The sequence below is a fragment of the Saccharibacillus sacchari DSM 19268 genome, assembly GCF_000585395.1.
In the GTDB taxonomy this organism is placed as follows: Bacteria; Bacillota; Bacilli; order Paenibacillales; family Paenibacillaceae; genus Saccharibacillus; species Saccharibacillus sacchari.
The window spans coordinates 2,534,793-2,560,400 of record NZ_KK073875.1; the positions used below are offsets into that span (position 1 = coordinate 2,534,793).

A 25,608-nucleotide genomic window follows, 5' to 3' on the forward strand; every position below is an offset into this window, starting at 1 on the left:
AAAGGAGTACACTAGATAGATAAGAAATTGTAGTGAGGTGAGCGAAAGCATGGCAGAGGAAGAAGTAGTATTGACCCAAGAAGGATTCGACAAGCTCCAAGCGGAGCTCGACGACCTCAAATACGTGAAACGCAAAGAGCTGGCGGCGCGCATCAAGCTTGCGATCAGCTACGGCGACTTGAAAGAAAACAGCGAGTACCATTCGGCCAAGGACGACCAAGGTTTCATGGAAACGCGCATTATGATCTTGGAGAAAATGCTGACCAAAGCACGGATCGTGGATACAAGCGACAGCGATTCCAGCGCGATCGGCGTCGGCTCGAACGTGGTGTTGAAAGACATCGAGTTCGGCGACACGTTGGAGTATCAAGTGGTCGGACCTGCGGAAGCGGACGTGGCGAACGGGAAGATCTCGTACGAAAGCCCGCTGGGTAAAGCCCTGATGGGCAAAGCGGTCGGCGACAAGATCGACGTCGAAGCGCCGATGGGTATGATTCATTACGAGCTTTTGGAGATTAAAGCGTTGTAAAGCGTGACGATGTACTATGGAAAAGACGGCACTGCCCCAGTGAGGGAGCGGCGGTCGTCTTTTTTGTTGGGCTGCTGGGCGGGGGCTAGCGTATAATGGAAATAATCCAGTACCCTTTCAACTCTTAATCAGAGGATTACGTTTGGCTGAAACCCACACGCTTTAGGTGGATTTCAGACAGGCGTAACCTTACTTTTAACGTTGACAAGGTACTAAGGGCTTGTCTCTCTTATATAGTAGGCTTACGTTTGTAGGAATCGCGCATGGTTGTAGTGCGAATCCTGCGGACGTAACCGTTCATTGGTTTGAGACAAGTCCTTATCATGAGCGGTACACGGGAGGATTTATGTTTATACAAATCATCGGAGTCGGCAAATTGAAAGAGAAGTATCTGGTGCAGGGCATCGCGGAGTACAGCAAGCGGCTGACGCCTTACATCAAGCTGCAAATCATCGAAGTGCCGGATGAGAAAGCGCCGGACAGCTTAAGCGATGCGGAAGTGAAGATTGTGAAGGATAAGGAAGGCGAGCGGATCCTGAGCCATATCAAGCCGGACGCCCACGTGATCGCGCTGGCTTTGGACGGGAAGATGTGGAGTTCGGAAGATCTGGCGTCAGAGTTAGATAAGCTCGGCACGTACGGCAACAGCCACGTGGTGTTCGTGATCGGCGGGAGTCATGGGATCGGGGACGAGGTTCTGAAGCGTGCGCAGCAGAAGCTGTGTTTTGGGAAAATGACGTTGCCACATCAGTTGATGAGGTTGGTGTTGGTGGAGCAGGTGTATCGGGCGGTGAAGATTAATAGGGGTGAACCGTATCACAAATAGGGCGAAATTGGCTGCTATTTATTAGCGATTTTTACGGAAATTCTTTTGTTGAATCCATTGAAAATATCTTGTATTGAAGTGGCTCTTTTTTCAATGAATGTATTCTGACTTGCTACTTCTCTTCTAATACTGACCTGGTCTGTTAGATTTAAAGTCTCCAAATGCTGGATAGCATTTTTTATTAATCCTTTGTGGTTTTGGGCTTCTTCAAGAAACTTATCTGGAATCCAGTATGGGTGAGGATGGGCAGAATTGTCTCTAGACGCTTTTAAACTCTTTAAATGTTCCGCCTGTTCATCGTTGTAGAAGCGGTGGTTCATCGCTTCTCCTAGATCTTGGAGGCTTTTCGTTGGGCTTGAATGACGTTTGTACGTACCTTCGGCTTTCTGGTTTGCCTGATATATTCTAGCGCAATATCCACTTAATTCATCGCGTAGCCTTTCAAGCTTTAAGATCCGCTTTTTTTTATTTTTTATAACAGAAAGAGCTTGGATATCTTTCTTAATTTCATTAATTCTATCTTCGAAGTTTTCATCTAAACGCTTTAGTTGTGCAAGCGTCTTATTGATCTCTTGCTTAACATCTTTGGTTCGTCCCATCATGACTACCTCCTTATTACCTAATATATTATTGATTGTACTCTGCATTCGATTAATGTCACAAGTGTTCTGTATAAAGTATAGATTGGCACTTCACCACAACTTGTCCTTGACAGATTGACAGATGCAGGGTCGGTTTCGAGCCGAATCCGGTGCATAAAATGCGCCATGTTTCAGTAGTCATGCGCTCGTCTTTTTAAGAGTTTCACTTTCGTATTCATACCTTCGAATGGTCCGTTCGACTCGGCAAAAAGAGCTGCTGAAAGAACGCCTTCTTTTTAGGATCGCATCGTTTTGGCCAGACGCTTCACCGCAGCAAACGTATGAAAAGAGAACCGACTTAGCTAAGCCTCTAGTCTTTGTTTAGCTATAGATTGTGTTGGGCTTTTCAGCACATAACGGAAATGCTGCAAGGCTTGGTAACGAGCTTTCAAGGCCTCGTCTACCTGCAATGCTCGCGGACTTCTCTTCGTTCTTCGTCGGTCAGTCGTTCTGGCTTAACGGTCAATAGCCGAAGGGTATGCGGGATTTCTCTGCGTGGATTTCGCCCAAGTGCAGGCATTTTGCGCCTTTGCTTCATGGAATCCGTAAAGAATTGAATCAAGCGAAATCGATCGAGCACATGCACGGCCTGCGGACAAGCGTTTCGAATCGCCTTACTCATCGCGGGTGCAACATCGCTCACGACAATCTGAGCCTGCTTCGCCGTACTTTGCAGAAGTTCACGAATATCCATTTCTTATCATCCTTCGCACACGCCTAAGACCTGTTTGATGTCCAAATCCACCGTACATACATTGTAGGAATGACCCTTTCGCAGCGCAAAATTGTCTACACTGACCCGTCTTGGAGGTGGCCTTTGCGCTGAAGCTGAATCGGCATAAAACCAATGTTCTAGCGTGGTATAAGGAATGCGAAGTTGCCGGGAAACGGCCTGAATGAAACGACCGTGACAGAAGGAAACCGCTAGGCACCGAAACGCTTACGTGACGCGCCCCCGTTCGGGAATGTCGGGAGGTCCCGGGTAAAGGTGCAGTCAAAAGACCGGTAAAACCGTCTTTCGCTCGGCTCTTCCACAGTAGGGTAAAGTGGCTCAAAAAATGTTTTGATAACTTGAGAGGTTGATATATACTCTAGACATTACAATATTAAATGGATGGAGTGTAGAAATGTTACTCGGCGCATTGATCAAAGGTTATAAGTCCTACGAAAAGTCAATTTTTGTCCCAATAAGTAAGTCCGAAAACGAAAAATATTCAGTCTACATAGGTAACAATGGAGTAGGGAAAAGTGCAATATTAGAGGCACTCGATACATTTTTCAATGGAAGACAATGGAATTTAACTAGAGGTGCTACAAAAGATGAAGTTTATATTGCACCAGTTTTTTTGATTGAGAAGGATAAGTTTAGAGAGAGATTGTCAAACAGCAATTATTATGAACCTAATGAATTAGATAAAAACCGACAAGTAATACTTCCATTCATAGAACATATAAGTAATTATTTTTGGAATGTAGAACAGAATTTTAATTCTCTTGTACATAAGTGGCCACATATATTGAGCTTTTTTGATTTAAGGGAGAGTCTTAGAAATAAGTACGCCCAAGATAGATACCTATTGCTGATATTAGGAATACAATATACTAATAAAAATGTTTATTTTAGTGCCTTTAATGAGGACATCAACGGATACCTAGCACAAAAATATCCTAGTAGCGTTCCTAAGGAACTTCTAAATATATCGGAAAGCTCTAGAGAGGTAGTTTCTGATTATTACTCATATGTATATCTGCCTGTTGAGCAAAGTGTTGAAGAAATATTAAAAGTAGAAGCTAAACAGATGCAGACATTGATGAACAAAGATGTTCTTGAGGAAATTGGTTCGGCTTTAACTAGTCGATTTGAAATAAACAGCAAAGAGAGAAGTTTTATAACCTTTTTAAATGATCACTTAAATGAGTTTATGAAGGGGATAAACGAATCTATCCATCAAATAGATAATAAATATAATTATGGAGCAGACCTTTTTATTAAAAAGAATTTGACCGTTTCAGATATTAGAGAAAAAATTTTAGAAGCCTATTTCATGAAGAAATCTTTAAAATATGACAGAAAGGAAATTAGTCAGCTAAGTTCAGGAGAGCAAAGAAGAGCACTAATAGACATAGCTTATGCATTCCTATCGAATGACGGTGTTAGAGATCGAAATATTATTCTGGCAATTGACGAGCCAGAGGTGTCTTTAAGTATATCTAATTGCTACTCGCAATTTGCGAGATTAGAAGAGTTGGCAAATAAGTATAACAATCAAATCCTAATAACGACACATTGGTACGGTTCATTACCCACAATAAACAAAGGATACTTACATCACATTCAAGAAGAGCAACAGCAGGTTGAAATTCGGCAGTTTAATTTCTTTAATTACCTCGAGGAAAGAAAAAAATTTCCTGACGATGTAGATTTAAAGAGTATGTTTGACCTTGCTTCAAGTATATTAAGTTATATAAAAGTGAATACATCATATTGGATTATCTGCGAAGGAAGCGACGATAAAATCTACCTAGAGACAATTTTAGGGAATGAAAATCCCTATAAAATTTTACCTGTTGGTGGTATAGGAAATGTTGTAAAACTCTTCAACCTACTTTCTAGCCCAATTTCTAGCGATAAAAAAGATTTCACTGGATTAAAGCAAAACGGAAGTAAAATACTATGCCTCATAGATACAGACGATCTAAAGTTAAATTTTATGCCTTCAGATAAGGATAGTGCAATACAATTGCGTAGACTACAGGTATTAAGTGACCAGTCGAGGATAGATGTGGTCGATCCCGCACGTCCTGGTGATTACAATAAAACTGTTATGGAAGACTGCCTAGACCCGGCTTGTTATTACTTAGCAATCAAAAAAGTGATAACTGAAAAGGGAACTCAAGATTTAGTAGATTTGTTTGAGGATTTTGACTTCAATAATGAAATGGTAGTTTCTAATTTGAGATCATATAACTCTATAATTATACCCAAAAAGATTGAAGTTTTTAACCGTAAAAAAGAAATAGAAGACTTTTTAAAACAACACGATATTAAGTTTTTGGTTTCTAAAGCTTATTCTGAAATATGCGTACCTAGTCCTCGAGTCTCGCATAAATTGGAAGAAGTTTTAACTGATTTTTTTAAATAGTAAGATAACGCGGACCACGAATCAACGCGGTCCTTTTAACGTATGGAGACATAAAGATGTTTGTTTGTCATTAAGTTAATATACTAAACCGTATAAGAAGTAGGGTGAAGTTTATGTTACAATTGTCTTTAAATAGTATGCGCTTTTACGGTTGCTTTTACATTTTTGATTGGAGGAGATATTGTGGACCTCAAAAATATAAAAAGTATCGAGGATGTAATGAGCTTATTGGATCAAATGGGAATTCAAGAAATTTTTCAATATCGTTTGCATCTCGATACAGAAACAGATCGAGGATGTGCTCTAATGACAGCAGCCTTTTTAGAAGAACAACTCAAAGGGCTTCTAGAAAAAACTTTAGTGCATGACTCTGAGGTGTTTAAAGATTTATTTTCTGGTACAGGTGGCTTGGCAACCTTCTCTTCAAAAATAAATTTATGTTATTTAATGGGCTTGATTGCTCCTAGTGTCCAAAGAGATTTGCATCTTATTCGAAAAATTAGAAATGAATTTGCACATTCAATGCAAATAATAGATTTTAACCATTCTTCTATAGCTTCACGATGCAGAGAACTCCAACATAATGTTTTTCAGGACGAACTTGCTCCTAGAAAAGCATTTAACCGTGTTGCTTTTGGTATAGCAGGATTACTAAATGGGGCAAAGACTATGGCTGAAAAATTAGAGATGCATAAAGATATTAACTTCGGCTCTGAAGAATTTCAAAAAGGGCTAAAACCTGTAGCAGAAATAATGAAATTCTATAGTGATTTTAAGCAACAGCAAGAAAGTGAACAGTAGATTCAACTTTTATTTTAAAGCTTGATTGAAAAATGATGCTTTTTAAGTGATGAAATTTTATCAGACAAAAAGAAAGTCCCCTCTGCTGTTTTAACAGCAGAGGGGATCTCATTTAAAAAGTAGATTTGAGTTTTCTCATTGAACTTTAGCTCGATATGCTCTACCTTTTTCTTCTCATCCAACGTAATCCTTTTTACGATCAAGTGCAGTAACGTCTTCCGCTGCGGAAAAGGCGACAGTCTCAACAACTCCTCGAACCTTTCCATCAAGGAACGCACAAATTCGTAAGGAACCGGCTCTGACTGATCGTCTCGAACCGCCGCCTCCAGCTTCGATCTTCGCCTCAACTCCACATCCAGCTCCTCGTTCAGTTCTCTAAGCCGTTCACTGAAAAGCGCCCGATCAATCTCATCCATTTCGTACAGCTCAAGGTATTTTCGTTTCTTCTCCTCCAGCTTCTCAATGCGAGACTTTACAGCTATGAGTTCAGCCAGCGCCGGTTTGGACTGCTGAGTCCTTTGTTCGTTTACCCTCTGAACGATCGCCTTCAAAATCGAAGGGTTCTCGACGACGCTGCGAATCCGATCCGTAACCGCCTGCTCTGCTTCCAGCTTGCGAACGCTGTTGGCGTGACAAACAGAACTACCCTGACTACGGAAACGGCTGCACGAGTAATACATACGAGTGACTTTGGTTCCGTCCTTCATCTTGTTGACCGTCCGGCTGGCGGTCATTGCCGCCCCGCATTCGGGGCAGCGGATGAGTCCGGTTAGCAGGTATTCGCCTTCGAAATGCTTCTAGGGCTTCTTCGATTTCTTACGCTGAAGAAATTTTACTTTCTCCTACAGTTCTTCGGAAATGATCGCCGGATGTAGCCCGTCCACGATGATCTCGTTATCGCTCTGTCCCCTTCGCCATTTCTCGAACCAGTTCTCGTAGCGATTGTAACGGAGCTTTCCGACGAACATAGAATTAGTGACGATGTCCTCAATGGCCGTCGTGGAAAAAGGCTTTTTTCGCTTCGTTCGATGCCCTTCCTGATTCAGCTCGTTGGAGATCGACTTGAGTCCCCGACCTCCGGCGTACGAGATTTGCTTCTTCCTCGACAATAACGACTTTCGTGTCGCGACTGTACGGGGTACCGTGTTCGTCGACGAATAATTGACTGAATTTTCTGGAAAGTGTACAATAAAGGTAATTTCAAATGCGCATTATGCAATAGCATGCACCAGAACATCGCGAACTTCGAAAACGCGAAAATGTGTTCTGTAAGTTTGTTTCGTACAGACTTTGATGGCCGGTTACTCAACCACAAGGAAGAGGCATGGTCTATTTAGACCATGCCTCTTTTATTGTTTCAAGAGCTAGACAAGCCGTTGTGATTTGTGGTTTGAAAAATCCAAATTGCAGGAGGAAAGAGATTGGATAGTTCAAAATCCGCAAAATTGAAGAATACGGGGCAGAGGGAATTTCAACTCACGAATATCGCTTCGACGACCACAGTATCATGCCCCTCTGAATCTGGTGAGTTATATCTTTTATCGTTGATTCTCCCTAAGACCAGTAATAACCTGCTGGCCTGTAACGTGAAGTTGAAAAGCCCTGCCTTGATTGAAGAGAAGTGTTTTACATGAGCAAGTGGATTTTTAAGATATTACTCTTGATCTTAGTGCTTGGGTTGCTACTTTTAGCTGGGCATCATGAGGTTATTACCATGAAGATTTTTATAACTAAAGTGCAACTATGGGCGGCTTTGGAATGGTTCCTAAGCATTTTAGCTTCAGGTCTCCTATGTTATTACATGGGTACAAGGAAATAGGGTCCTAAAGCAAAAGGGTGAAGGATTTCCTTTCCACGTTTTAAGGATTCTATTAAAAATCCTTAGTAGAACAAGAGTAAGTAAATACTAGTTTACGCAACTTGTAACTCTCCCGACTAAAAGGAGGTATTGTTCACCACAGGCGAATTGAAACAGATTGAAAACGTTTCGTAAGGAGGAATTTCAGTAAATGGATAACATTACATCCAAGGACAAGATGAAACAGAGACGTTCTCGGTTTCGTATGCAAGAAAATGCTCCAACAATCACAGTATCAGGCCCTTCGGGGTCTGGTAAGTCGTATCTGTTAACGGTGCTTCTCCCTGAGACCAGCAATAAACTTTTGGCCTGGAACGTAGGCATGAAGCAAACTACATTGATTAATACAAAATTGATGCTCGATAGTACAATGAACCAAGATGAAGCGGTCATTCGCGTTAAAATGAGGCCTTTCGACATCATGTTAATCAAACCAATTATGCATAAGATGATACTTGATGTCATATTTGAGAACAGGGATGAGTTAGATGGGCTGGAATTAGACGAGGATATAGTGTACAAGGTGCTGAATCCTCGGAATCGAGCCTATCACTTTGCTGAATTCGTCCAAAAACATAGCGATAAACAAGGGTGTCCAGATCAAAAGCTGCTCCTACAATTGCTACAGCGTTTCTTTGAGGGCTTGATTCCAGAAATACAAGAAGCAGTTAAGGAAAAAGAGAAGGGCACCAAAACCGTCTATCCTAAGCCTAAAAAGAAGGAAATTTACGAAATGGTCATTCAAGAGCGCTTGGGCGATAGTGAAGTTCAAGGTCTGGAGAGTGAAGTCTATACTTGGTTCATGCAACTCTATAGTTTTATTAAAGGGGAGATACTAAAAACGTGCGAATTTCTTGATTCAGAGCAGGTGTACGCGGTTGTTGAGGACCGGGTGGAAAGCGATTCGATCAAGAATCTTATTCAAGACACCTACAATGTGGATAGCCCTTACTCGCTTATTATTGAAGAGTTGTCTTACTGCGTGCAACCATCTATACCCTTTGCAATGGCTTTTAAGGAAGCCTATCGTGAGGATGCAAAGCTTGGGAAGGTGCTTAGACTCAATATTCTTGATACACCCGGTTTAACCCAAACGGGAGAGACGAAGGAAGACATGCAGGAAGTTCTGCAACAGGTAATGGGGCATCAATCTGACGCATACCTATTCCTTTGCAGTACGGATGAACGACCGACGGTATATGAAAACATGAAGGAACTTCTCATTAAGAGAAGGGAGAAATTTCAGGAAATACCGATTAAACTTCTTCGGACCAAGGTGGATTTGAACCTGTATGAACTGATGAAGAAGGATCACCTTATGGAGGTAGGCCGTCCTGAGTTTACGGATACTGAGGCATTCTTTTATGCTGAAAAAGCTTACGAAAAATTCACACAAGCTATCGATGCAGAGAACGTTGAATTGAGCGAAAGTTTGGGTGTCTATAATCCACTTGATTTCATTTCTTTAGACTTTACACCCCTGCGCAACTTAGCTGGGTCTTTCTTCGAAAAGAAACCAACCATAGAAAAGGAAAAATTGTTCCATATTTTGTTCGATCTTTCCCGTAAAGTACATGATGCTCATATGCCTTCATATGTAGGGCGCCGCTACCTGCAAATGAAAGAATTGGATGAAGCAGCACTTGTGATTAAGATGAATAAGGAAATGGGGCAATTACTGGAAGACTTTGCTGTCCATATGAAAGTTATGAACTCACGCGAGTATCAGGGGAACTACTATCAATTTGAGTCGAAAAAGAAACTGTACCATGGTCATTCAGTATATACCGGCCTGAAGAAGGCACGGATCGGAGAAGGGCATGAGACACGGGCAACGGTGTACGAAAATTTTAACATCCATGTTCGAAGCATGATCCAAAAGTGGACGACAGCATTTATCCAGAACCGTCCGATTTCATTTGATGTCTCATTTGAAAATATTAGAGATTCCGAAGCCAAAAGGTTAGCGGAGATTGAGGCACCGCAAGTTTTGAAGGACATTTTCCGACAACAATTGTCCCAAATTCTTTACCGCATTAGTAAAGCGTTGAGTTATGACGGGATGAAGACAGAAATTGAGGATATCTATGCCAAACAAGCACCAGACCAGGCCTTCCGAAATAATATGCGCCTTTTTTATGCCAAGTTTAGCGACGAAATGTATTGGAAGGAGGGACTCTCTCGATTCTTGCAGCAGGAACTGAACCAATTACTTAGTAAGATGTATTTTTACGAATAGGCAAAAAGACATGTTGAACATGAGACCTTTAATTGAGCATTGCTATGATATATGCCATTTTCAGTTTGTCATTTCGTAATTATTGAAAAGAACTCTTATATAGTGATTTAAAACTTAGTAGAAAGCATAATATTACTCGTGGATTTCAGGTTAAATTATCTCTTAATGGTGTGGTTATTGGATTAATAAGTGTTAAGCCACTTCCCCAAACATCACGGGCATCACGTGGCGTCGAATTGTGGATTTATACAGTGACAACTCATTAAGGAACCCGTGTCCAAAAAAGTCTAAAGGCACCCCATCGGGTGCTTTTAGACTTTGCTCTGTAACCGACGCCGAACCGTATCATAAATAATGGAAACGAGTCGTAAACCAAATTATTAACCTTCCCAGCTATCACCCAACCATATGACTAGACATGTTTTTTTCCTATAACAACCCTCCTCCTCCCTCGTGGTATACTCATGAGAACAAAAAGCCAGAAGGAGCACTTCATATGATCCCATTCCGACACGACCATGTAGGCAGTTTTTTACGCCCTGCGAACTTAACCCAGGCGCGCGAACAATATAGATCAGGCAGCATCACGCACGACGAATTAAGAGCGGTGGAAGATCAGGAGATCATCCGCATCATCGAAAAGCAAAAGGAAAACGGCGTGCTCGCGGTCACGGACGGCGAACTGCGCAGAAGCTGGTGGCATTTCGACTTCCTGGGCGGCCTGGACGGCGTCGAGCTGTACGAGCAGATCGACGGTCCGAAGTTCCACAATATGCAGACGCGCAAAGGCGGCCTTCGCGTGGATGGCAAAGTCGATTTCTCGACGCATCCTTTCGTGGAAGACTTCAAGTTCGTGCAGCAGCACGCGGGTGACACCGTAGCGAAACAGACCATCCCGAGTCCGAACATGCTGCTCTATCGTTTGGAAAATGGCGCAAACACTTATTACACGGACAATGAGGCGTTCATTCAGGACACAATCGCAGCGTATCAAAAAGCGATTCAAGCCTTCTACGATGCGGGATGCCGTTACCTGCAATTGGACGACACCGCTTGGGCGGACCTCTTCTCGGAAGCCGGTCACGACAAGCTGCGCGCCAAAGGCATGGAACCTGCGCAAGAGTTGAAAACGATGCAGCGCATGATCAACGAATCGTTGGCGAACAAGCCGGCCGATCTCGTGGTCACGATGCACGTCTGCCGTGGCAACTACAAATCAAACTACTTCTCCACGGGCGGCTATGATTACGCGTCCGAAGTGATCTTCGGCGGCTTGGACGTAGACGGATTGTTCCTGGAATTCGACGACGAGCGCTCAGGCGGTTTCGAATCGTTGAAGCATGTGAATCGCAAAGATTTGAAAATCGTACTCGGCCTGCTCACATCCAAAACAGGCGAGCTGGAAGACAAAGAACAAATCAAAGCCCGGATCGCGGAAGCGGCAACTTACGTTCCTTTGGAGCAACTTTGCTTGAGCCCGCAGTGCGGATTCTCGTCGACGGAAGAAGGCAATATTCTGACGGAAGACCAACAATGGCGGAAGCTGCGTTACGTGAAGGAAATTGCAGACGAAGTTTGGGGTTAAGCTTTTCTCAAATTACCAATAGGATTCGCGGAGGGATATCAAATGACAACTCAAGCCAGCCCAGAAGCCATTACCGTTGAAGCGTTGATTAACGGCCAGAACGTAAAATCCCTTTCCCAATCAGCAAAAGAGAATCCGACCAATCCAACCAAGATCGTGGGCTACTTCCCGGATACGACGAAAGAACAAGCCGTTGAAGCAATCGAAGCGGCGGCGGTTGCTTTTAAAACGTGGAAGAAAACCGATATCGAGGAACGCGTTGCCAGCATGCGCAAAGCGATCGAGAAGATCCGCGCAGCCGAGAACGAGATCGTGAATTTGCTGTCCAGAGAACACGGCAAGCCGCTGTACGATGCGCACGGCGAGGTCTATGTAGCCTTGATGTGGATGGAGTTTGCGTGCAACGAAGCGGCCGCGGCTCTGCAAGAACAAGTCACCGAACACGATCACGGGAAAACGATCTTGTCTTACGATCCGATCGGCGTCGTAGCCGCGATCAGCCCTTGGAACTATCCGATTGCGTTGTCCACGATCAAGATCGCTCCTGCACTGCTTGCGGGGAACACGATCGTGCTGAAGCCAAGTCCTTACGCGCCGCTCGCGGCAGCGAAGGTAGCGGAGATCATCGCAAGCGAGTTCCCGGCCGGCGTTATCAACGTGGTGCATGGCGGCGCGGACGTGGGCGTTGAACTCACGACGAATCCTAAAGTGACGAAGATCGCCTTCACGGGCGGAACCGAAACAGCCAAGCATATTATCAAGGCCGCTTCGGATACGATCAAAGACATGACGCTGGAGCTTGGCGGCAATGACGCGGCGATCTTCCTGGAGAGCTTTGACGTGAACGATGAGCGCGCAATGCGCCGGATCGTCGTGTCCAACTTCTTGACGACAGGCCAGATCTGCATGATCGCCAAGCGCGTCTACGTCCACCGTTCGATCTATGATGCGTTCGTGGAAAAATATATCGAAGCGGCAAACCGTTGGATTCGCATCGGCGATCCGTTTGACCCCAATACGACGGTAGGTCCAGTCAATAACCTGAAGCAAAAAGACTACGTACTGAGCTTGGTTGAAGATGCGAAGCAGCGCGGAGCGAAGGTTACGCCTCTCGGCACGATCTTGGATCAGAAGCTGTTCGATCAAGGCTACTACCTCCAGCCTACGCTGGTTACGGGCTGCGACGCGCATGACCGGATCGTCGTGGAAGAGCAGTTCGGTCCTACCGTTCCGATCCTGCCGTTCGACGACGAAGAGCAGGTGATCGGTCTCCACAACGAAAGCATCTATGGCTTGACGAGTTCCGTATGGGGCAGCGAAGCAGAGGCGATCTCCGTGGCGCGTCAGCTCGAAGCCGGAACGACTATGATCAATACGGCTGCTGTACAGGGACTGGACGTTCGCTTCCCATTCGGCGGTTTCAAGCAATCCGGCATCGGCCGCGAATACGGTACGGAAGGCATTCGCACGTATACGGAGCAGCATGTCATCAATGTTCCGAACATGCTGGATCTTCCTTATATCCCGGAATAAAAGCGATACGCCAATACTCCGCTCTGTTGACTGATTCGTACGAATCGGTAAGCAGAGCTTTTTTTACCTGAAGAAGATCCGCTTGATTCGATGGGATGAACGAAATAAATGAACGTAATCAAAAGGAGCGCACGTGAACAAAACCGACCGCCTGCTCGCCATCGTCCTGGAACTGCAAGCCAGAAGAGCTGTACGCGCCGAGGACCTGGCTGCGTTATTCGAAACCAGCGTCAGAACCATTTATCGGGACATCCAGGCACTGAGCGAAGCCGGAGTTCCGATCATAGGAACTACGGGCCAGGGCTATTCATTGGTTGAAGGTTACTTTCTGCCCCCGGTTCGCTTCACGATCGAGGAGGCCGTGACCTTGCTGATCGGAACGGAGTTTATTGAGCAGCAATTCGACGAGGAATACCGCCATAGAGCCTGTCTAGCCCGAAAGAAAATCGAGGTTACGCTATCCGACCGCGTTCGCGAAGAGACTTCGCGCGTCCATCAATCGCTGAGATTGCTCGCTCCCGGCAAGCGGTCGGATTCGTCGGCGGAAAAAGAAAACCTCAACGACATCCGCCGGGCGATATTGGACAGACGGAAGATCCGCTTCGGGTATACGAAAAAAACGAGCCCGGCTGCGGACAGCGCCTACAGCAAACGGACCGTCGATCCTTACGGACTGGTGCTTATTGAAGGCACTTGGATGCTGGTAGCCCGGTGCGATCTGCGGCAGGGCATCCGTCATTTTCGCTTGTCCCGAATAGAGGAGCTTACCGAGCTGGAAGAACCTTTTGAATTTCCGGCCGATTTTGATCTAAAAGCGTATACCCCTTCGGATGATCGCTCCTTGGCCGTGACGCTTCGCTTCGACCCGAGTCTCGCAGACAAGGTCAGACAGTCGAATTTTCCGTACATCGAGGAGACACACGAGCATCCGGACGGCTTGGATGTTGTGCTGCGCGTTCATCAACCGGATGACCTGCTGCAATGGGTAATGGGTTGGGGAGCGGGCGCCATTGTATTGGAACCGGAGTCGTTTCGGCAGCGAGTCCGAGAAGAAGCATATAAGATTCTTAAACGTTACTGACATGATGTTGTCAGTAACGTTTTTTATGATGAGAATTGTCAGTCAATCTTAGTTCTTAATAACGAAAGGATGATCCTTCATGAATTTTGCATCTGTACGTATCATTACCGACCGCGTTGACCGCCTCGCTTCGTTCTACGAGCAAGTCACGGGAATTACGGCGGAGCGCCCCGCCCCCGTATTCGCCGAGATCGTCCTGCCATCCGGCACGCTCGCAATCGGGCATACCCAGACTGCGCAGCTATTCGGAACGGACGCTGCGATCGCAGCTCATAACCGCTCGATAATAGTCGAGTTCCGCGTGAAAGACGTCGAAGCCGAATATGCACGCCTGAAGCCGCTGATCGAAGACTGGGTGCAGGAGCCGACGACGATGCCGTGGGGGAACCGTTCGATCTTATTCCGCGATCCCGACGGCAACCTCGTTAATCTTTTCCAACCTGTAAGCGAAGCGGCCATCGAACGGTTCAGAGATCGATAACCGAACCCTTCCGCATGCAAATAACCCTATCGCCTGCTGTGTCATAAGCGGCAGCGCGATAGGGTGCGAAGCGGTTGATCTAATGTTCGTTCGGCATTTAAGAGCTTACCGTTTTTGGAGGTGCATTTTTTCCGGCCAAAAGTTTTTCCGTAAAATACACGTTGAAGAAATGAATGATCGGTCCCAAGCCGATCATGCACACCAACGTCCCCAGCCCGATAATGCCCCCGAATAAGAAACAAACCAGCGCGCACAGAGCGTCGGTGAACATGCGGTGCCAGAAATAGCTGACTCGCGGGAAGCGATCTCTCATCATCAGCGACAGAGCATCGTAAGGCGCGATGCCGACGTTGGAGGTCTGATACAGGGAGACTCCGAAACTGCATACCACGACGCCGATCGCGACCGTCACCACGCGCTGCCACAGCAGTTGGGGTTCGCCCAGCACATCGATCCAGATATCGTAAAAGAAGGTCGCGAAATAACCCAGCAATACAGCGTTTACAACGGTTCCGGCTCCGATAAAACGGCGTCCCCAAATCAGCTGCACCACGAACAAGGAGAGGTTGAACAGGATCAGAAACCGGGCGTACACGATTCCGCTCGTATCGGCCAAGGCCATCACCATGCCGCTGAAAGGATCGTTCCCCAAGCCGGACAGTTTGAAAATGCTTATTCCCATACCCAAAAAAATATTGCCGATCAGCATGATGATCAATCGTTTCGGATCGGCTAGCGTGGTCAAAAATCCCTTCATATCAACCGTCCCATCGTCAGATTGTCATTTTTGTCCAGCATGAATAACGACGCCATTATATCACAGGTTCCGCGGTCGAAGCTGTACTGTTTTTTTGTTTTCCGATCGGTCAAATCTGCATCCTCGTCTCCAAAAACTCCAAATACTTCGGATCGTCTTCCATAAAAATTCCGATGCCGCCGCCCATGTAGGCCCGACTTAACTCGTCCGCTGCTTTGTCGAAATTCTCCTGCTCGTAATAGACCTGCCCAAGCCGAAGATGGATATACGGATTGCCCAATCCTTTCGGACACTGAACGGCATTGAAAAAGCATTTGAACGCTTTCTCGAAATGGTTCGTCTTATAATGCACGTCGCCCAGCGCGACGTAAATCCAGGTCGCGGCTTCCCATTCTCGGGCAGGGTCGGGCAATAAGCGGAGCGCGGCCAGATACTGCTGCTTGGCGGCCTCCATTTCGCCTGTCTTCGCCAGTTCGTCGCCTTGTCGGCACAGCGTCTGGATAGCGGAATGCGTCGAGTCTGAAAGCTGCACGATATTCCTCCTGTTCGATCGGGACATAAATTCGCTTCGGTCAAAAACTTTCCATTAAAAGTCTAACCGACTTTCCTATTGATTCCTAGGTGATTAACCGATACATTTTTCCGTTTCGAACCGTCTTCCTGACGCTGCGGATTCCGCTTCATACTCACAACCGCAGCCCAAAGGAGATTTTTTGATGACTTCGATAATCCGGCACCGCCTTTTGAACGCAGCCGCCGCTTTTTATTTCGCGCTGCTGTTATACTTCCTTTTCTTCGGATTCGGCCGTTCGGAAAAAGCGGCGAAAGGCGTTTGTTTTTACAACTTGTCGCTTGAGGCGATCGAGCCTTTCCGCTTCGCCGGCCTGCTTCATAATCCGTTCATGCTGTTTCAACTGGGCAACTATCTGGCGTTCATCCCCTGCGGGTTGCTGCTGCCGATGCTGACCCGTTGGGGACCGTTGAAGCTGATCGGAACTTTTTTGCTCGGCAATCTGCTGGTCGAGACGCTTCAACTGCTTACGGGGCTCGGGAGATTCGATATCAACGACGTCGTGCTGAACGCATCGGGGTTCCTGACCGGTTATGCGGCGTGGGCGATCGGCAAATACCTGGGCGGCGCCGTATTCGGCTTTAAACGAATCGCGTATACGGCTGCTTCCGCGGTGCTGCTCGCATCGATTTTCTTGGCAGCTCCTTCGGCGGCGGAACGGATGGTTCAGCGATACGCGGAAGCCGGCGAGATCGCTTTGGAGAACCTGCAGCCTTCGGAAGGAACGGTGCGGTGGGAGAAGGTTCCCGCCGGTCTTGAGCAGACGGGCGCGGCCGACGATCCTTACGCGCCCAAGCTGCATGCTTGGTCGGGCGAAGGCACGGAGACGCTGCATTACGAGCTGGACGGCGGCTATGTGCGCTTTCAGGCGTACGGAACCGTAGAAGGAGGGACAGGCGGCGGCATCGCGTTTATCGTCGACGGCGAACCGGTCTACGAATTTTCTTTTCAAGGCGCTGACGGCGATGTTTTTGATACGGAAAAGATCGAGTTCGATGTTCGGAACGCGCGGGAGCTTACGATCGAATTGAGCCGTCCGGAGGACGGTTCGAACGGAAGCGTGCTTTTGTGGGAAGCCGGACTTGTCGAACGCAAGCGCTGATTTTCCTGCTTGAAGCCGGCTCGGTACGGAAAAAACGAGAATTCGAGTTTAGGCATTTAACGTCCCGGCTCAAAATTTCATTGTTGCTCATAAGTAAGACTCTTTTGCACGATAAAGTATAAGAGAGCAATCCCTATTAATCACAGCGAGAGGATAACACCTATGAGAAAAAAGAAATATTACACCAGCCTGTTGTTGATTGTCGTTCTGCTGTTTTCGCTCCCGCAATATGCATTTGCCATGCAAGTCTTCGTTAAAACACTTACCGGGAAAACGATTACTTTAGACGTGGAACCCAGTGATTCGATCGAAATCGTAAAAGCGAAAATACAGGATAAAGAAGGCATACCTCCCGAACGAATGCGGTTGATATTCGCCGGTAAACAGTTGGAGGACGGGCGCACTTTATCTGATTATAATATTCAAAAAGAATCTACGTTACATTTGGTCGTACGGCAGCCGGAACCGATGGATACCGCGAGTGCCGAGGCTGCTTCATCGATCGTGGGCGTCGGAGCGGATAATGCGATCACGCTGACGGTAAAGGATTCGGAGGACAACGCGGATACCGCGTTTAACGGAGCGTATAACGTGACGATCTCCGGTTATGCGGTTGCACCGAACGGATCGTACGGCAGCTTCAATGGAACAGATTTGACGGAAGGGTCGACTACGGTCAGCGCGACGTTCGTGAACGGTATAGCCGAACTGAACCTGACGCTGAATAAAGCGGCAGAACAAACCATCACGCTGAGCGTGGAAGGCGTGGCAACGCCGCAAACGAATACGTTAAATATCACGTCTACGGCGGGAAATACGGCTTCTATGGAACTAACGACCGAACTTGCAGCCCCGACCGTCAACGGCCATGCATTCGCGAAGCAGCCCGTTATTACGCTGCGCGATGCTTACGGGAATACAAGCGCGGGCGACAACAGTACGGTCGTAACCGTATCGAAAAAGGATACGGGCGCATGGACGCTGACCGGAACCTTGTCCGCAACCGCGAACGCGGGCGTCGCAACCTTTTCCGATCTTGGCGCTGCGAACGACAAGGGCCTCGCCGGCGTACAGCTCGCGTTCGATGCTGCGGGGTTAACGCAGGTGACGAGTTGGACGGACCCGTCGGTGTCGCTTCCTTGGCCCGGACTTGGAGCAGCTCCGAATTTGGAATCTATTGAAGCGGGTGACGGTCACGTACGGTTGAAGTGGAGCGAAGTACCCGGATCGGTGACCTATTCCGTATATCGGGGAACCACTTCCGGCATCTACGGAGAAGCCGTCGCTTCAGTAACCGCAGCCGAGTACGATGCCGCCGGACTGACGAACGGTACGACTTATTATTTTATCGTTAAAGCCGTCAATCCGTCCGGAACAAGCGCATCTTCCAATGAAGTGAAAGCAACGCCGCAGTCGCCGGCTGTTCCGGTGCAGCCTGTACCCGTACAACCGACACCTTCTATACCTGTAGACACATCGATTATAACGAAACCGACACCGTCGGTAGTGACACCGCCCGTGGTAACGCCACCCGTAATAGCGCCGCTGCCAACACCGCCACTGCCGGAACCTGTAGCGGATGTCTTCAAGACAGGCGTTGTGAATACAGGCGAGTTAGTCAAGAAAATGGAATCCCTTGTAGCCGAGGCGAAAGGAACCGACGCGATCATCGATTTTGCCGACACGCAAGAACACTGGGCGGCAAAGCCGATCCACACGTTTATCCAATTGCAGTTGATTAACGGCTACAAAGACGGAACGTTCAAGCCGAATCATTCGATCACCCGTGCCGAATTCGCCACGATTCTGAATCGCACATTCGATATTCAAACGGGGAATGCAAATACGTCACTGAAGGATATCGAGGGACATTGGGCCAAACGAGAGATTGAGAACCTCGTAGCGACAGGCATCATCAAGGGTTACGGCGATGACCGATTCAAGCCGAACCAAACGATTACGCGCGAAGAAATGGTGGTCATGCTGTCCCGGATCGTCGATCTGGATCACTTGGCGAAGGATCAGGACAAAGGCCGTTTTAATGATCTGAAGGGTTCTTATGCAGCATCCGAGGTCATCGCAGGCGCGCAGGCCGGGATCATTCAAGGGAACGGAACCGGAAAGTTCTATCCAAAAAACGGTGCCACGCGTGCAGAAGCCGTGCAAGTCGTCTTGAACGTGCTGGAATTTAACCCTCAGTTAAAGACCGCATTGGATTCACTCACTTGACGCAAGTATGCGGAGGGCTCCCGATCCGGGGGTCCTCTATTTGCCGTAAACAAAAATGAACGGTGCAACTCGGGGGCGAAAAACGTATAATCATAACAGTAAAAGCACAATACAATCCCTGATTTCTAAGCAGCTTTCCCAAATAACCGCCATGACGGCGATTCAGAAAGGTAACACCATGATCAAACTAGAACACCTCTCCTTCTCCTTCCCGCAAAAAGAACTCTACACCGACGTTTCCTTCACGCTCGAAGAAGGCCAACACTGCGCCTTCATTGGCACCAGCGGCAGCGGGAAAAGCACTCTGATCGAGATCCTGATGGACCCGGACAAGCATCTGTACGACGGGAAACTCACGATCGATCCGAATTGCAGCATCGGTTACGTCAGTCAATTTTCGCAAGTCGACCCTGCGCAGCAAATGACCGTGTTTGAATATATCGCAGAACCGTTCAACAAGATTCAAGACGAGCTTACTGAGATTTACGCGGAAATGGCGACGACGTCGGACATGGATGCGGTGATGGAAAAGTATCAACTGGCGTTGGACGCGTTCAATGCGATGGACGGAGACAACTTCGAGAACGTCATCAACAAGCAGCTGAACCTGGCTAACCTGATGAATCTCAAAGACCTGGACGTCACCTCCGTAAGCGGCGGGGAATTCAAGCTGATCCAAGTCATGAAAGAAATGATCAGCCGTCCGGATTTGCTCATTATGGACGAACCGGATGTCTTTTTGGACTTCGAGAACTTGAATTCGCTGCGCAAGCTGATCAATTCGCATAAAGGCATGCTGCTGGTCGTCACGCACAACCGCTACCTGCTGAACCACTGCTTCAACAAAATCATCCACCTCGAAAACACCGAGATCCAGGAGTTCGACGGACGCTATATCGACTACAACTTCTATCTGCTTCAGACCAAGATCGAGCTGCAAGAAATCGCGGTCGCCGAACGGGAAGAGATCGAGCGTTACGACGGCATTATCGATAACCTCAGAGAAATCGCGACGTATAATTCGGAAGCCTCGAGAGGCCGCGCTTTAAAAGCCAGAGTGCGATTCCAAGAACGTTTGGAAGCCCGCCGGATCAAAGCGCCGTTCGTCGATATCAAACAGCCGAAGATCACGTTCGCGAACGGGCCTGAACTGGAAGATGTCGCAGTGATCAACGTCGAGGATTACGGCGTTTCGTTCGACGAGCTGCTGCTCCAAAACGTGACGTTCGAGATTAAAGCTACGGATAAAGTCGCGATCATCGGTCCGAACGGTACGGGGAAAACGACGCTGCTGCGCGACATTTTCCGTAACGAACACGAAGCGATCCGGATCAATCCAGACGCGAAAATCGGTTATTTGTCGCAGCTTCAAGGGGAAACGCTGAAAGACTCCAACACGATTCTGCACGAGTTTATCGATGCCGGATTCGACACGTATGACGAGATCCGCGCGCATTTGCTGGATTACGGCTTCGAAGGCGAGATTTTGGAGCAAAAGATCGAATCCTTGTCCGGCGGCGAAAAAAACATGCTCCAATTGGCGAAAGTCGCGGCCGCGGAAGCCAATGTGCTGATTCTCGACGAGCCGACGAGCCACTTGGACCTCTACTCGCAAATCGCGCTGGAAAAAGCCGTTCAAGACTACAAAGGCGCGATCCTGATGATTTCCCACGATTTCTATTCCGTCGTCAACGGCATGGATTACGTCCTGATCATCGACAACAAAAGCATCCGGAAAATGACGATGCGCAAATTCAGACAGATGATTTATAACCGTCATTTCAGCAAAGACTATCTGCACAACGAGCAACAGAAAAAAGCCGTGGAATTGAAAGTCGAACAAGCGTTGAAAAATGAAAACTTCGAGCTTGCCAAAGTATTGTTGGACGAGTTGGAAGCGATTATCAAGACTCTTTAAAAAGTGTGAAGTCGATGAAAAAGGCTGCTCGATTTATCGGTGGCCTTTTTTGCTTACCAAAGAACGGAGATGCGGATGAAGGAACTATTGACCTACAATCAATCGGTACGTTACTGGGAGCAGTACCAGAAGTTTTTCCCGGAAGAGATGCGAATCACGCCCGGCAACGGACCGACCGAAGAATGGATGGAATGGCGCTCGATGCGGATTCATGTGGACCGGATGCCCGCGCCGAATGCTCCGTTAAAAGTGATCTTTATCCATGGCGCAGGCGGTAACGGCCGGTTGTTGGCTCCTTATGCGCGATTATTGCAAACGGGTGGCTATGAGGTGGTCGCGCCGGATCTGCCTCCGTACGGATTAAGTCATATCGACTCGGTGAAAAGGGTGGATTATCGGCTCTGGATCGATATTCTGGTGGAACTGATCGATCGGGAGCTGGAGCGTGACGGCAAACCGATCGTTCTGCTGGGGAGTAGCATCGGGGGAATGTTGGCTTATCATACTGCGGTGCAAAGCAAGCGGGTGAGCGGACTGATCGTGACGACATTCGTGGACACCAGTCAACCGGACGTGCGGGATCAACTGGCACCGAATAAGCTGATCAGCCGAGCAGGAAAGCGGGTTATGGACACCTTCCCGTCGCTACTGGATTCTCTCAAGATTCCGGTAACCCAAGTCTCCCGTATGAATCTGATCACCAATGATGCAGAGATGACGGAACTCATCATCAAAGACGTTCATGCAGCAGGGACCAAAGTTCCGATTCGGCTGCTGCGGACTTTTTTAAATATGGAGCCTGCGCTCAAGCCCGAGGAATTCGATGTCTGCCCCGTGCTGCTCGTTCATCCGGAACTGGACCCCATGACGCCTTTTCGTTTGAGCCAATCCTTTTTCGATAAGCTGAATGTCCGAAAAGAATGCGTCATTTTGAAAGGCGCCGGACATTTTCCGATTGAGCCGCAGGGGCTGGAGCAGATGAAGTCGGCGGTGCTTTCTTTTCTACGAACAGTCCTTTTGTAAAGAAATCTTTAAAAACGACTTGTTTCATTTGTCTATTAATAAAGTCACTTACCGATTATAATGGGCGTGAAGTCACCTGGATTTTTCAACAAAAGAGCTAATTCGACTATATTTAGGGTGAAAGATTGACCATTTTAATCGGGAAAGTGGGATGATCGAGGGGATGAAAAAGAAAAGTTTGATTTGGGGAGCGGCGCTTATTGCTGGCTTGGTGTCTACGGCAACCGTCGATGTACATGCTGGCTTTGCGAAGACGTCTGCTGATTTTACAGACTTGCAGGACTTGGATGCGGCAACGAAAGCCAAATTTGATGCGCTGATTTCGGGCGGGATTTTTGAAGGGGTCTCCGATAGCAATTTTGGAGTAAAAGAAAACATGAATCGGGCTCAATTTGCCAAAGTTGCAGCTCTGATATTTGGTCTCAAAGTCGATAACGATTTGAAGACTTCTTCGTTTAGCGATGTAAAAGCAGATGACGCAGCAAACGGTTATGCTTTGCCTTACATCGAAGCGCTTAAAAAATCAGGCATCACCGACGGAGTCGGAGCAGGCGAGTTCAATCCGGCAGGCGAGGTAACCAAGGAACAACTGGCTGCATTTTTGGTAAAAGGACAAATGAGAAGCATAGATATAGAAGCCAGTACGAGTAAAAGTGAAGACGCTACCGTTTCGGATTGGGCCAAAGGCTATGTGGCTCTTGCTCTTGAAAAGAAGTTGCTTAACAATGGAAGCGACGGAACGTTTGACGGCAGCTCCAAAGCAAACAGAGAACAGCTAGTGACAGGTGTTTATGAAGCAAAAAAAGAGAGTACCGAAAATAATCCGTTGGAAGTTACCAAAGCTGAATTTGTAGAGGGAAATAAGTTAAACCTGATCTTGACCGATAAGGTCGATGAAAAATCGATCGATCTGTCGAAGATTACGGTTGACGGCGTACCTTTGGATCCTGAAAAAGACAGCTACCAATTGTCGGCTGACGGCAAAACGATTATCGTGACCTTGAATGAAGCCTTTACTTTCAACTTTTCCAAACAGCCCTTGATTAAAGTGGCAGGCTTAAAAACACCTTTCGGGAATGAACTGAAGCAGGAAGAAAATAAAAATATCCTGGTCGATATTAAGGCTTCGTCGAATTACGCTGGGGCAGCGGTGCCAAGAGCTGCGGCGGCAGGAGCTGCGGGGGCGGCAGGAGCTGCGGGGGCGGCAGGAGCTGCGGCGGGATCATTAGTAACAATACCGCTAGGAAGCGCAGTAGCAGTTGGGATCTTTCCAGCAGAACCACCGACGGATCCGAAACCGCCGGTCGAAGAACCGACGACTCCGCCGACAGGAGGAGGATCAGAAGAGCCGATCGAAGAACCGACGACTCCGCCGACAGGAGGAGGATCGGGAGAGCCGATCGAAGAACCGACGACTCCGCCGACAGGAGGAGGATCAGAAGAGCCGATCGAAGAACCGACGACTCCGCCGACAGGAGGAGGATCAGGAGAGCCGATCGAAGAACCGACGACTCCGCCGACAGGAGGAGGATCCACAGGTCAACCATATCCGCCTGGAGGTCCACCAAACGATCCATTTTCTAATCCACCATTTATCTTCCCTACACCGCTTCCCAAAGCCGATTGAGCTAACTGGATCAAACAATGAACTGACGCATATCCAAACGCTCACTTCAAGCGCATGCCAATTCCAAAAGGCGACCTTCGGCCATGATGCCGGGGTCGCCTTTTTTCAACCTACTACCTTATCAACGCTAAAGGTACTACTCCACTTCAATCACCCGAACCGTCTCACCCTCCACCACCACCGGCTGGTAATACGTCTTCTCCGGCAAATCCTTTTTCCCCTGCAAACTCTTGATCACCCAATCCGCCGCGTCGCGCCCCAACTGCTCCTGCGGATGCGTTAGCGTCGTCAACTGAATATTCGCGTTTTTCGCCATATACGAGTTGTCCTGCCCCACGATCGAAAGCTCGTCCGGAATCGAAATCCCCAGCTTTTTGCACACATTCACGACTTCCAGCCCGACCTCGTCGTTGTAGCACACCAGCGCCGTCAGCTCATCCCGATTCTCCGTCAAATACTTCTCCAAATTCACGGACAAGTCAGGCTTGCTGTCCGTATCGAACGAAAGCACATGCTCATGCTGGAACCGCAGCTTATCCTCGCCCAACGCCTTAATAAACCCTTTCATCCGAAACTTCCCTTGCAGATCGTCCATTTTCGCGATAATCCCGATCTGCGTATGCCCTTTGCCGATCAGCTCCCGCGTCGCCAGATAGCTCGATTGCACATCATCCAGGCAGAAAAACGGCACCTCAAGCTCCTCGTAATAAGCATTGATCATCGTAAAAGGAACATCCTGCTCTTTAAAAGAAAGGTAGTACGCGATATTCGGGTTGTACACATTACTCCGCGTCGGCTCCACGATCAACCCGTCCACCCCGTACGACAACATCATCTCCAGCGCTTTTCTTTCCTGAGCAATGTCGTTATTGGTACTGGCGAGCAGCAGCGAATAATTATCCTCATTTAACCGACTCTCGATCCCGCGAATGATAGAAGGAAAAATGTAATCCGAAATATACGTCGTAATGACCCCGATCGTCTTATTCGAAGACTTCGCCCCCGTTTTCGACCGATACTGACCGCTCACATACGTCCCCGACCCTCGTTCGCTCCGCAAAAACCCTTCATTCGCCAGCTCCAGCAGCGCCTTCCGCACCGTCTGCCGACTGACATCATAACTCTCCTGCAACGCAAGCTCCGAAGGAATCTTCTCCCCCACCCTATACGTCCCCGAAAGAATATGACTTTTGATCTCTTCTATAATCACTTGATACTTGGGCTTCATCGTAAGTTCACTTCTTTCTTGTCTCTCTCATATCGTTCTTTATTTAACTTTCTTGCTTTCTTGTAAAGTTGTACGTACACATCTTAGCACGAATCCCCTAATTAGCAAACGACTCTAAAAGATGTACGCTCTCAACGTTTTAGAGAAAGCCGATGCCGCAGGCGAGGCCTCTTCCCCACTCCACCCACAAAGGTAGTTTTCCCACTATTAATCCTTTTCGGTTTCCCCGAGCGCATCAAGCGGAGGGAGGGATTGAGTGCAGGAGCGATAGCGTTCGCCTTTGACTTGGGGAAGCTTCCTTATTTAAATCCAATCCAGCTTCCCCAAGTCAACACGCGACCGAAACCAATCCCTCCCGCAGCGCCCCAGCTCCACAACCGAACAGGAACTTAAAGTTGGTATAACTACCAACCCAGATTGACAAATGTACGTACAA

General features: G+C 47.6%; 21 protein-coding genes and 1 pseudogene. 14 read left to right on the forward strand and 8 right to left on the reverse strand.

Annotation, left to right across the window (positions count from 1 at the left end; all coding sequences use genetic code 11):
* Positions 1–49: 49 nt before the first annotated feature.
* Positions 50–529: a transcription elongation factor GreA gene (gene greA, locus SACSAC_RS10890; protein WP_037292648.1), complete on the forward strand. Its 480-nt coding sequence runs from the start codon at positions 50–52 to the stop codon at positions 527–529.
* Between the two features lie 346 nt (positions 530–875).
* Positions 876–1,355: a 23S rRNA (pseudouridine(1915)-N(3))-methyltransferase RlmH gene (rlmH, locus tag SACSAC_RS10895; RefSeq protein ID WP_037286171.1), complete on the forward strand. Its 480-nt coding sequence runs from the start codon at positions 876–878 to the stop codon at positions 1,353–1,355.
* Positions 1,356–1,369: 14 nt separating this feature from the next.
* Here the strand turns inward: rlmH and SACSAC_RS10900 are convergent, their stop codons facing one another.
* The 3 genes and pseudogenes from SACSAC_RS10900 to SACSAC_RS27030 all read right to left on the reverse strand — a co-directional run bounded on the left by SACSAC_RS10900 (position 1,370) and on the right by SACSAC_RS27030 (position 2,690).
* A complete protein-coding gene (locus SACSAC_RS10900) occupies positions 1,370–1,957 on the reverse strand; it encodes a hypothetical protein (RefSeq protein WP_156950989.1) in 588 nt (195 codons plus the stop codon).
* A gap of 170 nt (positions 1,958–2,127) precedes the next feature.
* A pseudogene (locus SACSAC_RS28780) lies at positions 2,128–2,217 on the reverse strand (hypothetical protein); the annotation flags it as partial.
* A gap of 179 nt (positions 2,218–2,396) precedes the next feature.
* A complete protein-coding gene (locus SACSAC_RS27030; RefSeq protein ID WP_051507039.1) occupies positions 2,397–2,690 on the reverse strand; it encodes a transposase in 294 nt (97 codons plus the stop codon).
* 433 nt (positions 2,691–3,123) lie between these two features.
* Between SACSAC_RS27030 and SACSAC_RS10910 the strand changes: the two genes are divergently transcribed.
* Entirely contained in the window at positions 3,124–5,139 is a 2,016-nt protein-coding gene (locus SACSAC_RS10910; protein ID WP_037286177.1) for an AAA family ATPase, read from the forward strand.
* Between the two features lie 183 nt (positions 5,140–5,322).
* Entirely contained in the window at positions 5,323–5,940 is a 618-nt protein-coding gene (locus SACSAC_RS27035; protein ID WP_051507040.1) for an MltR family transcriptional regulator, read from the forward strand.
* 14 nt (positions 5,941–5,954) lie between these two features.
* On the opposite strand, the gene SACSAC_RS27040 is transcribed toward SACSAC_RS27035, so the two are convergent.
* Both SACSAC_RS27040 and SACSAC_RS27045 read right to left on the reverse strand, forming a co-directional pair.
* Positions 5,955–6,674, reverse strand: a complete 720-nt coding sequence (locus tag SACSAC_RS27040; RefSeq protein ID WP_051507041.1) for a zinc ribbon domain-containing protein — start codon at positions 6,672–6,674, stop codon at positions 5,955–5,957.
* Between the two features lie 108 nt (positions 6,675–6,782).
* On the reverse strand, positions 6,783–7,049 hold the full coding sequence (locus tag SACSAC_RS27045) for a recombinase family protein (RefSeq protein ID WP_051507042.1): 267 nt from the start codon (positions 7,047–7,049) through the stop codon (positions 6,783–6,785).
* A gap of 900 nt (positions 7,050–7,949) precedes the next feature.
* Here SACSAC_RS27045 and SACSAC_RS10935 point away from each other — a divergent pair.
* From SACSAC_RS10935 to SACSAC_RS10955, 5 genes are all read left to right on the forward strand, one after another.
* Complete coding sequence (locus SACSAC_RS10935) at positions 7,950–10,037, forward strand: GTPase domain-containing protein (protein ID WP_037286185.1); 2,088 nt, start codon at positions 7,950–7,952, stop codon at positions 10,035–10,037.
* Positions 10,038–10,533: 496 nt separating this feature from the next.
* A complete protein-coding gene (locus tag SACSAC_RS10940) occupies positions 10,534–11,622 on the forward strand; it encodes a 5-methyltetrahydropteroyltriglutamate--homocysteine S-methyltransferase (protein WP_037286188.1) in 1,089 nt (362 codons plus the stop codon).
* A gap of 42 nt (positions 11,623–11,664) precedes the next feature.
* Positions 11,665–13,155, forward strand: a complete 1,491-nt coding sequence (locus SACSAC_RS10945) for an aldehyde dehydrogenase family protein (RefSeq protein ID WP_037286191.1) — start codon at positions 11,665–11,667, stop codon at positions 13,153–13,155.
* A 133-nt stretch (positions 13,156–13,288) separates the two neighbouring features.
* Positions 13,289–14,236, forward strand: coding sequence for a helix-turn-helix transcriptional regulator (locus SACSAC_RS10950; RefSeq protein ID WP_037286193.1), 948 nt, complete (start codon positions 13,289–13,291; stop codon positions 14,234–14,236).
* A 79-nt stretch (positions 14,237–14,315) separates the two neighbouring features.
* Positions 14,316–14,717 (forward strand): VOC family protein, encoded by a 402-nt coding sequence (locus SACSAC_RS10955; RefSeq protein WP_037286196.1) that lies wholly within the window; start codon positions 14,316–14,318, stop codon positions 14,715–14,717.
* A 97-nt stretch (positions 14,718–14,814) separates the two neighbouring features.
* Here the strand turns inward: SACSAC_RS10955 and SACSAC_RS10960 are convergent, their stop codons facing one another.
* Both SACSAC_RS10960 and SACSAC_RS10965 read right to left on the reverse strand, forming a co-directional pair.
* Positions 14,815–15,474 carry a YczE/YyaS/YitT family protein gene (locus SACSAC_RS10960; RefSeq protein WP_037286199.1) on the reverse strand — a complete coding sequence of 220 codons (660 nt, stop codon included), beginning with the start codon at positions 15,472–15,474 and terminating at the stop codon, positions 14,815–14,817.
* A gap of 109 nt (positions 15,475–15,583) precedes the next feature.
* Complete coding sequence (locus SACSAC_RS10965) at positions 15,584–16,006, reverse strand: hypothetical protein (RefSeq protein ID WP_037286201.1); 423 nt, start codon at positions 16,004–16,006, stop codon at positions 15,584–15,586.
* 184 nt (positions 16,007–16,190) lie between these two features.
* Here SACSAC_RS10965 and SACSAC_RS27050 point away from each other — a divergent pair, with 184 nt between their 5' ends.
* From SACSAC_RS27050 to SACSAC_RS28420, 5 genes are all read left to right on the forward strand, one after another.
* On the forward strand, positions 16,191–17,147 hold the full coding sequence (locus SACSAC_RS27050) for a VanZ family protein (protein ID WP_051507043.1): 957 nt from the start codon (positions 16,191–16,193) through the stop codon (positions 17,145–17,147).
* A 162-nt stretch (positions 17,148–17,309) separates the two neighbouring features.
* Entirely contained in the window at positions 17,310–19,376 is a 2,067-nt protein-coding gene (locus SACSAC_RS10975) for an S-layer homology domain-containing protein (protein ID WP_037286204.1), read from the forward strand.
* Positions 19,377–19,554: 178 nt separating this feature from the next.
* On the forward strand, positions 19,555–21,294 hold the full coding sequence (locus SACSAC_RS10980) for an ATP-binding cassette domain-containing protein (protein WP_037292653.1): 1,740 nt from the start codon (positions 19,555–19,557) through the stop codon (positions 21,292–21,294).
* A gap of 75 nt (positions 21,295–21,369) precedes the next feature.
* Complete coding sequence (locus SACSAC_RS10985; protein WP_037286207.1) at positions 21,370–22,317, forward strand: alpha/beta hydrolase; 948 nt, start codon at positions 21,370–21,372, stop codon at positions 22,315–22,317.
* 163 nt (positions 22,318–22,480) lie between these two features.
* The gene (locus tag SACSAC_RS28420) at positions 22,481–23,944 is read left to right on the forward strand and encodes an S-layer homology domain-containing protein (protein ID WP_245608620.1); all 1,464 of its coding nucleotides are present in this window, start codon (positions 22,481–22,483) and stop codon (positions 23,942–23,944) included.
* Between the two features lie 136 nt (positions 23,945–24,080).
* Here the strand turns inward: SACSAC_RS28420 and SACSAC_RS10995 are convergent, their stop codons facing one another.
* Positions 24,081–25,172: a GntR family transcriptional regulator gene (locus SACSAC_RS10995; RefSeq protein WP_037286209.1), complete on the reverse strand. Its 1,092-nt coding sequence runs from the start codon at positions 25,170–25,172 to the stop codon at positions 24,081–24,083.
* Positions 25,173–25,608 lie beyond the last annotated feature (436 nt).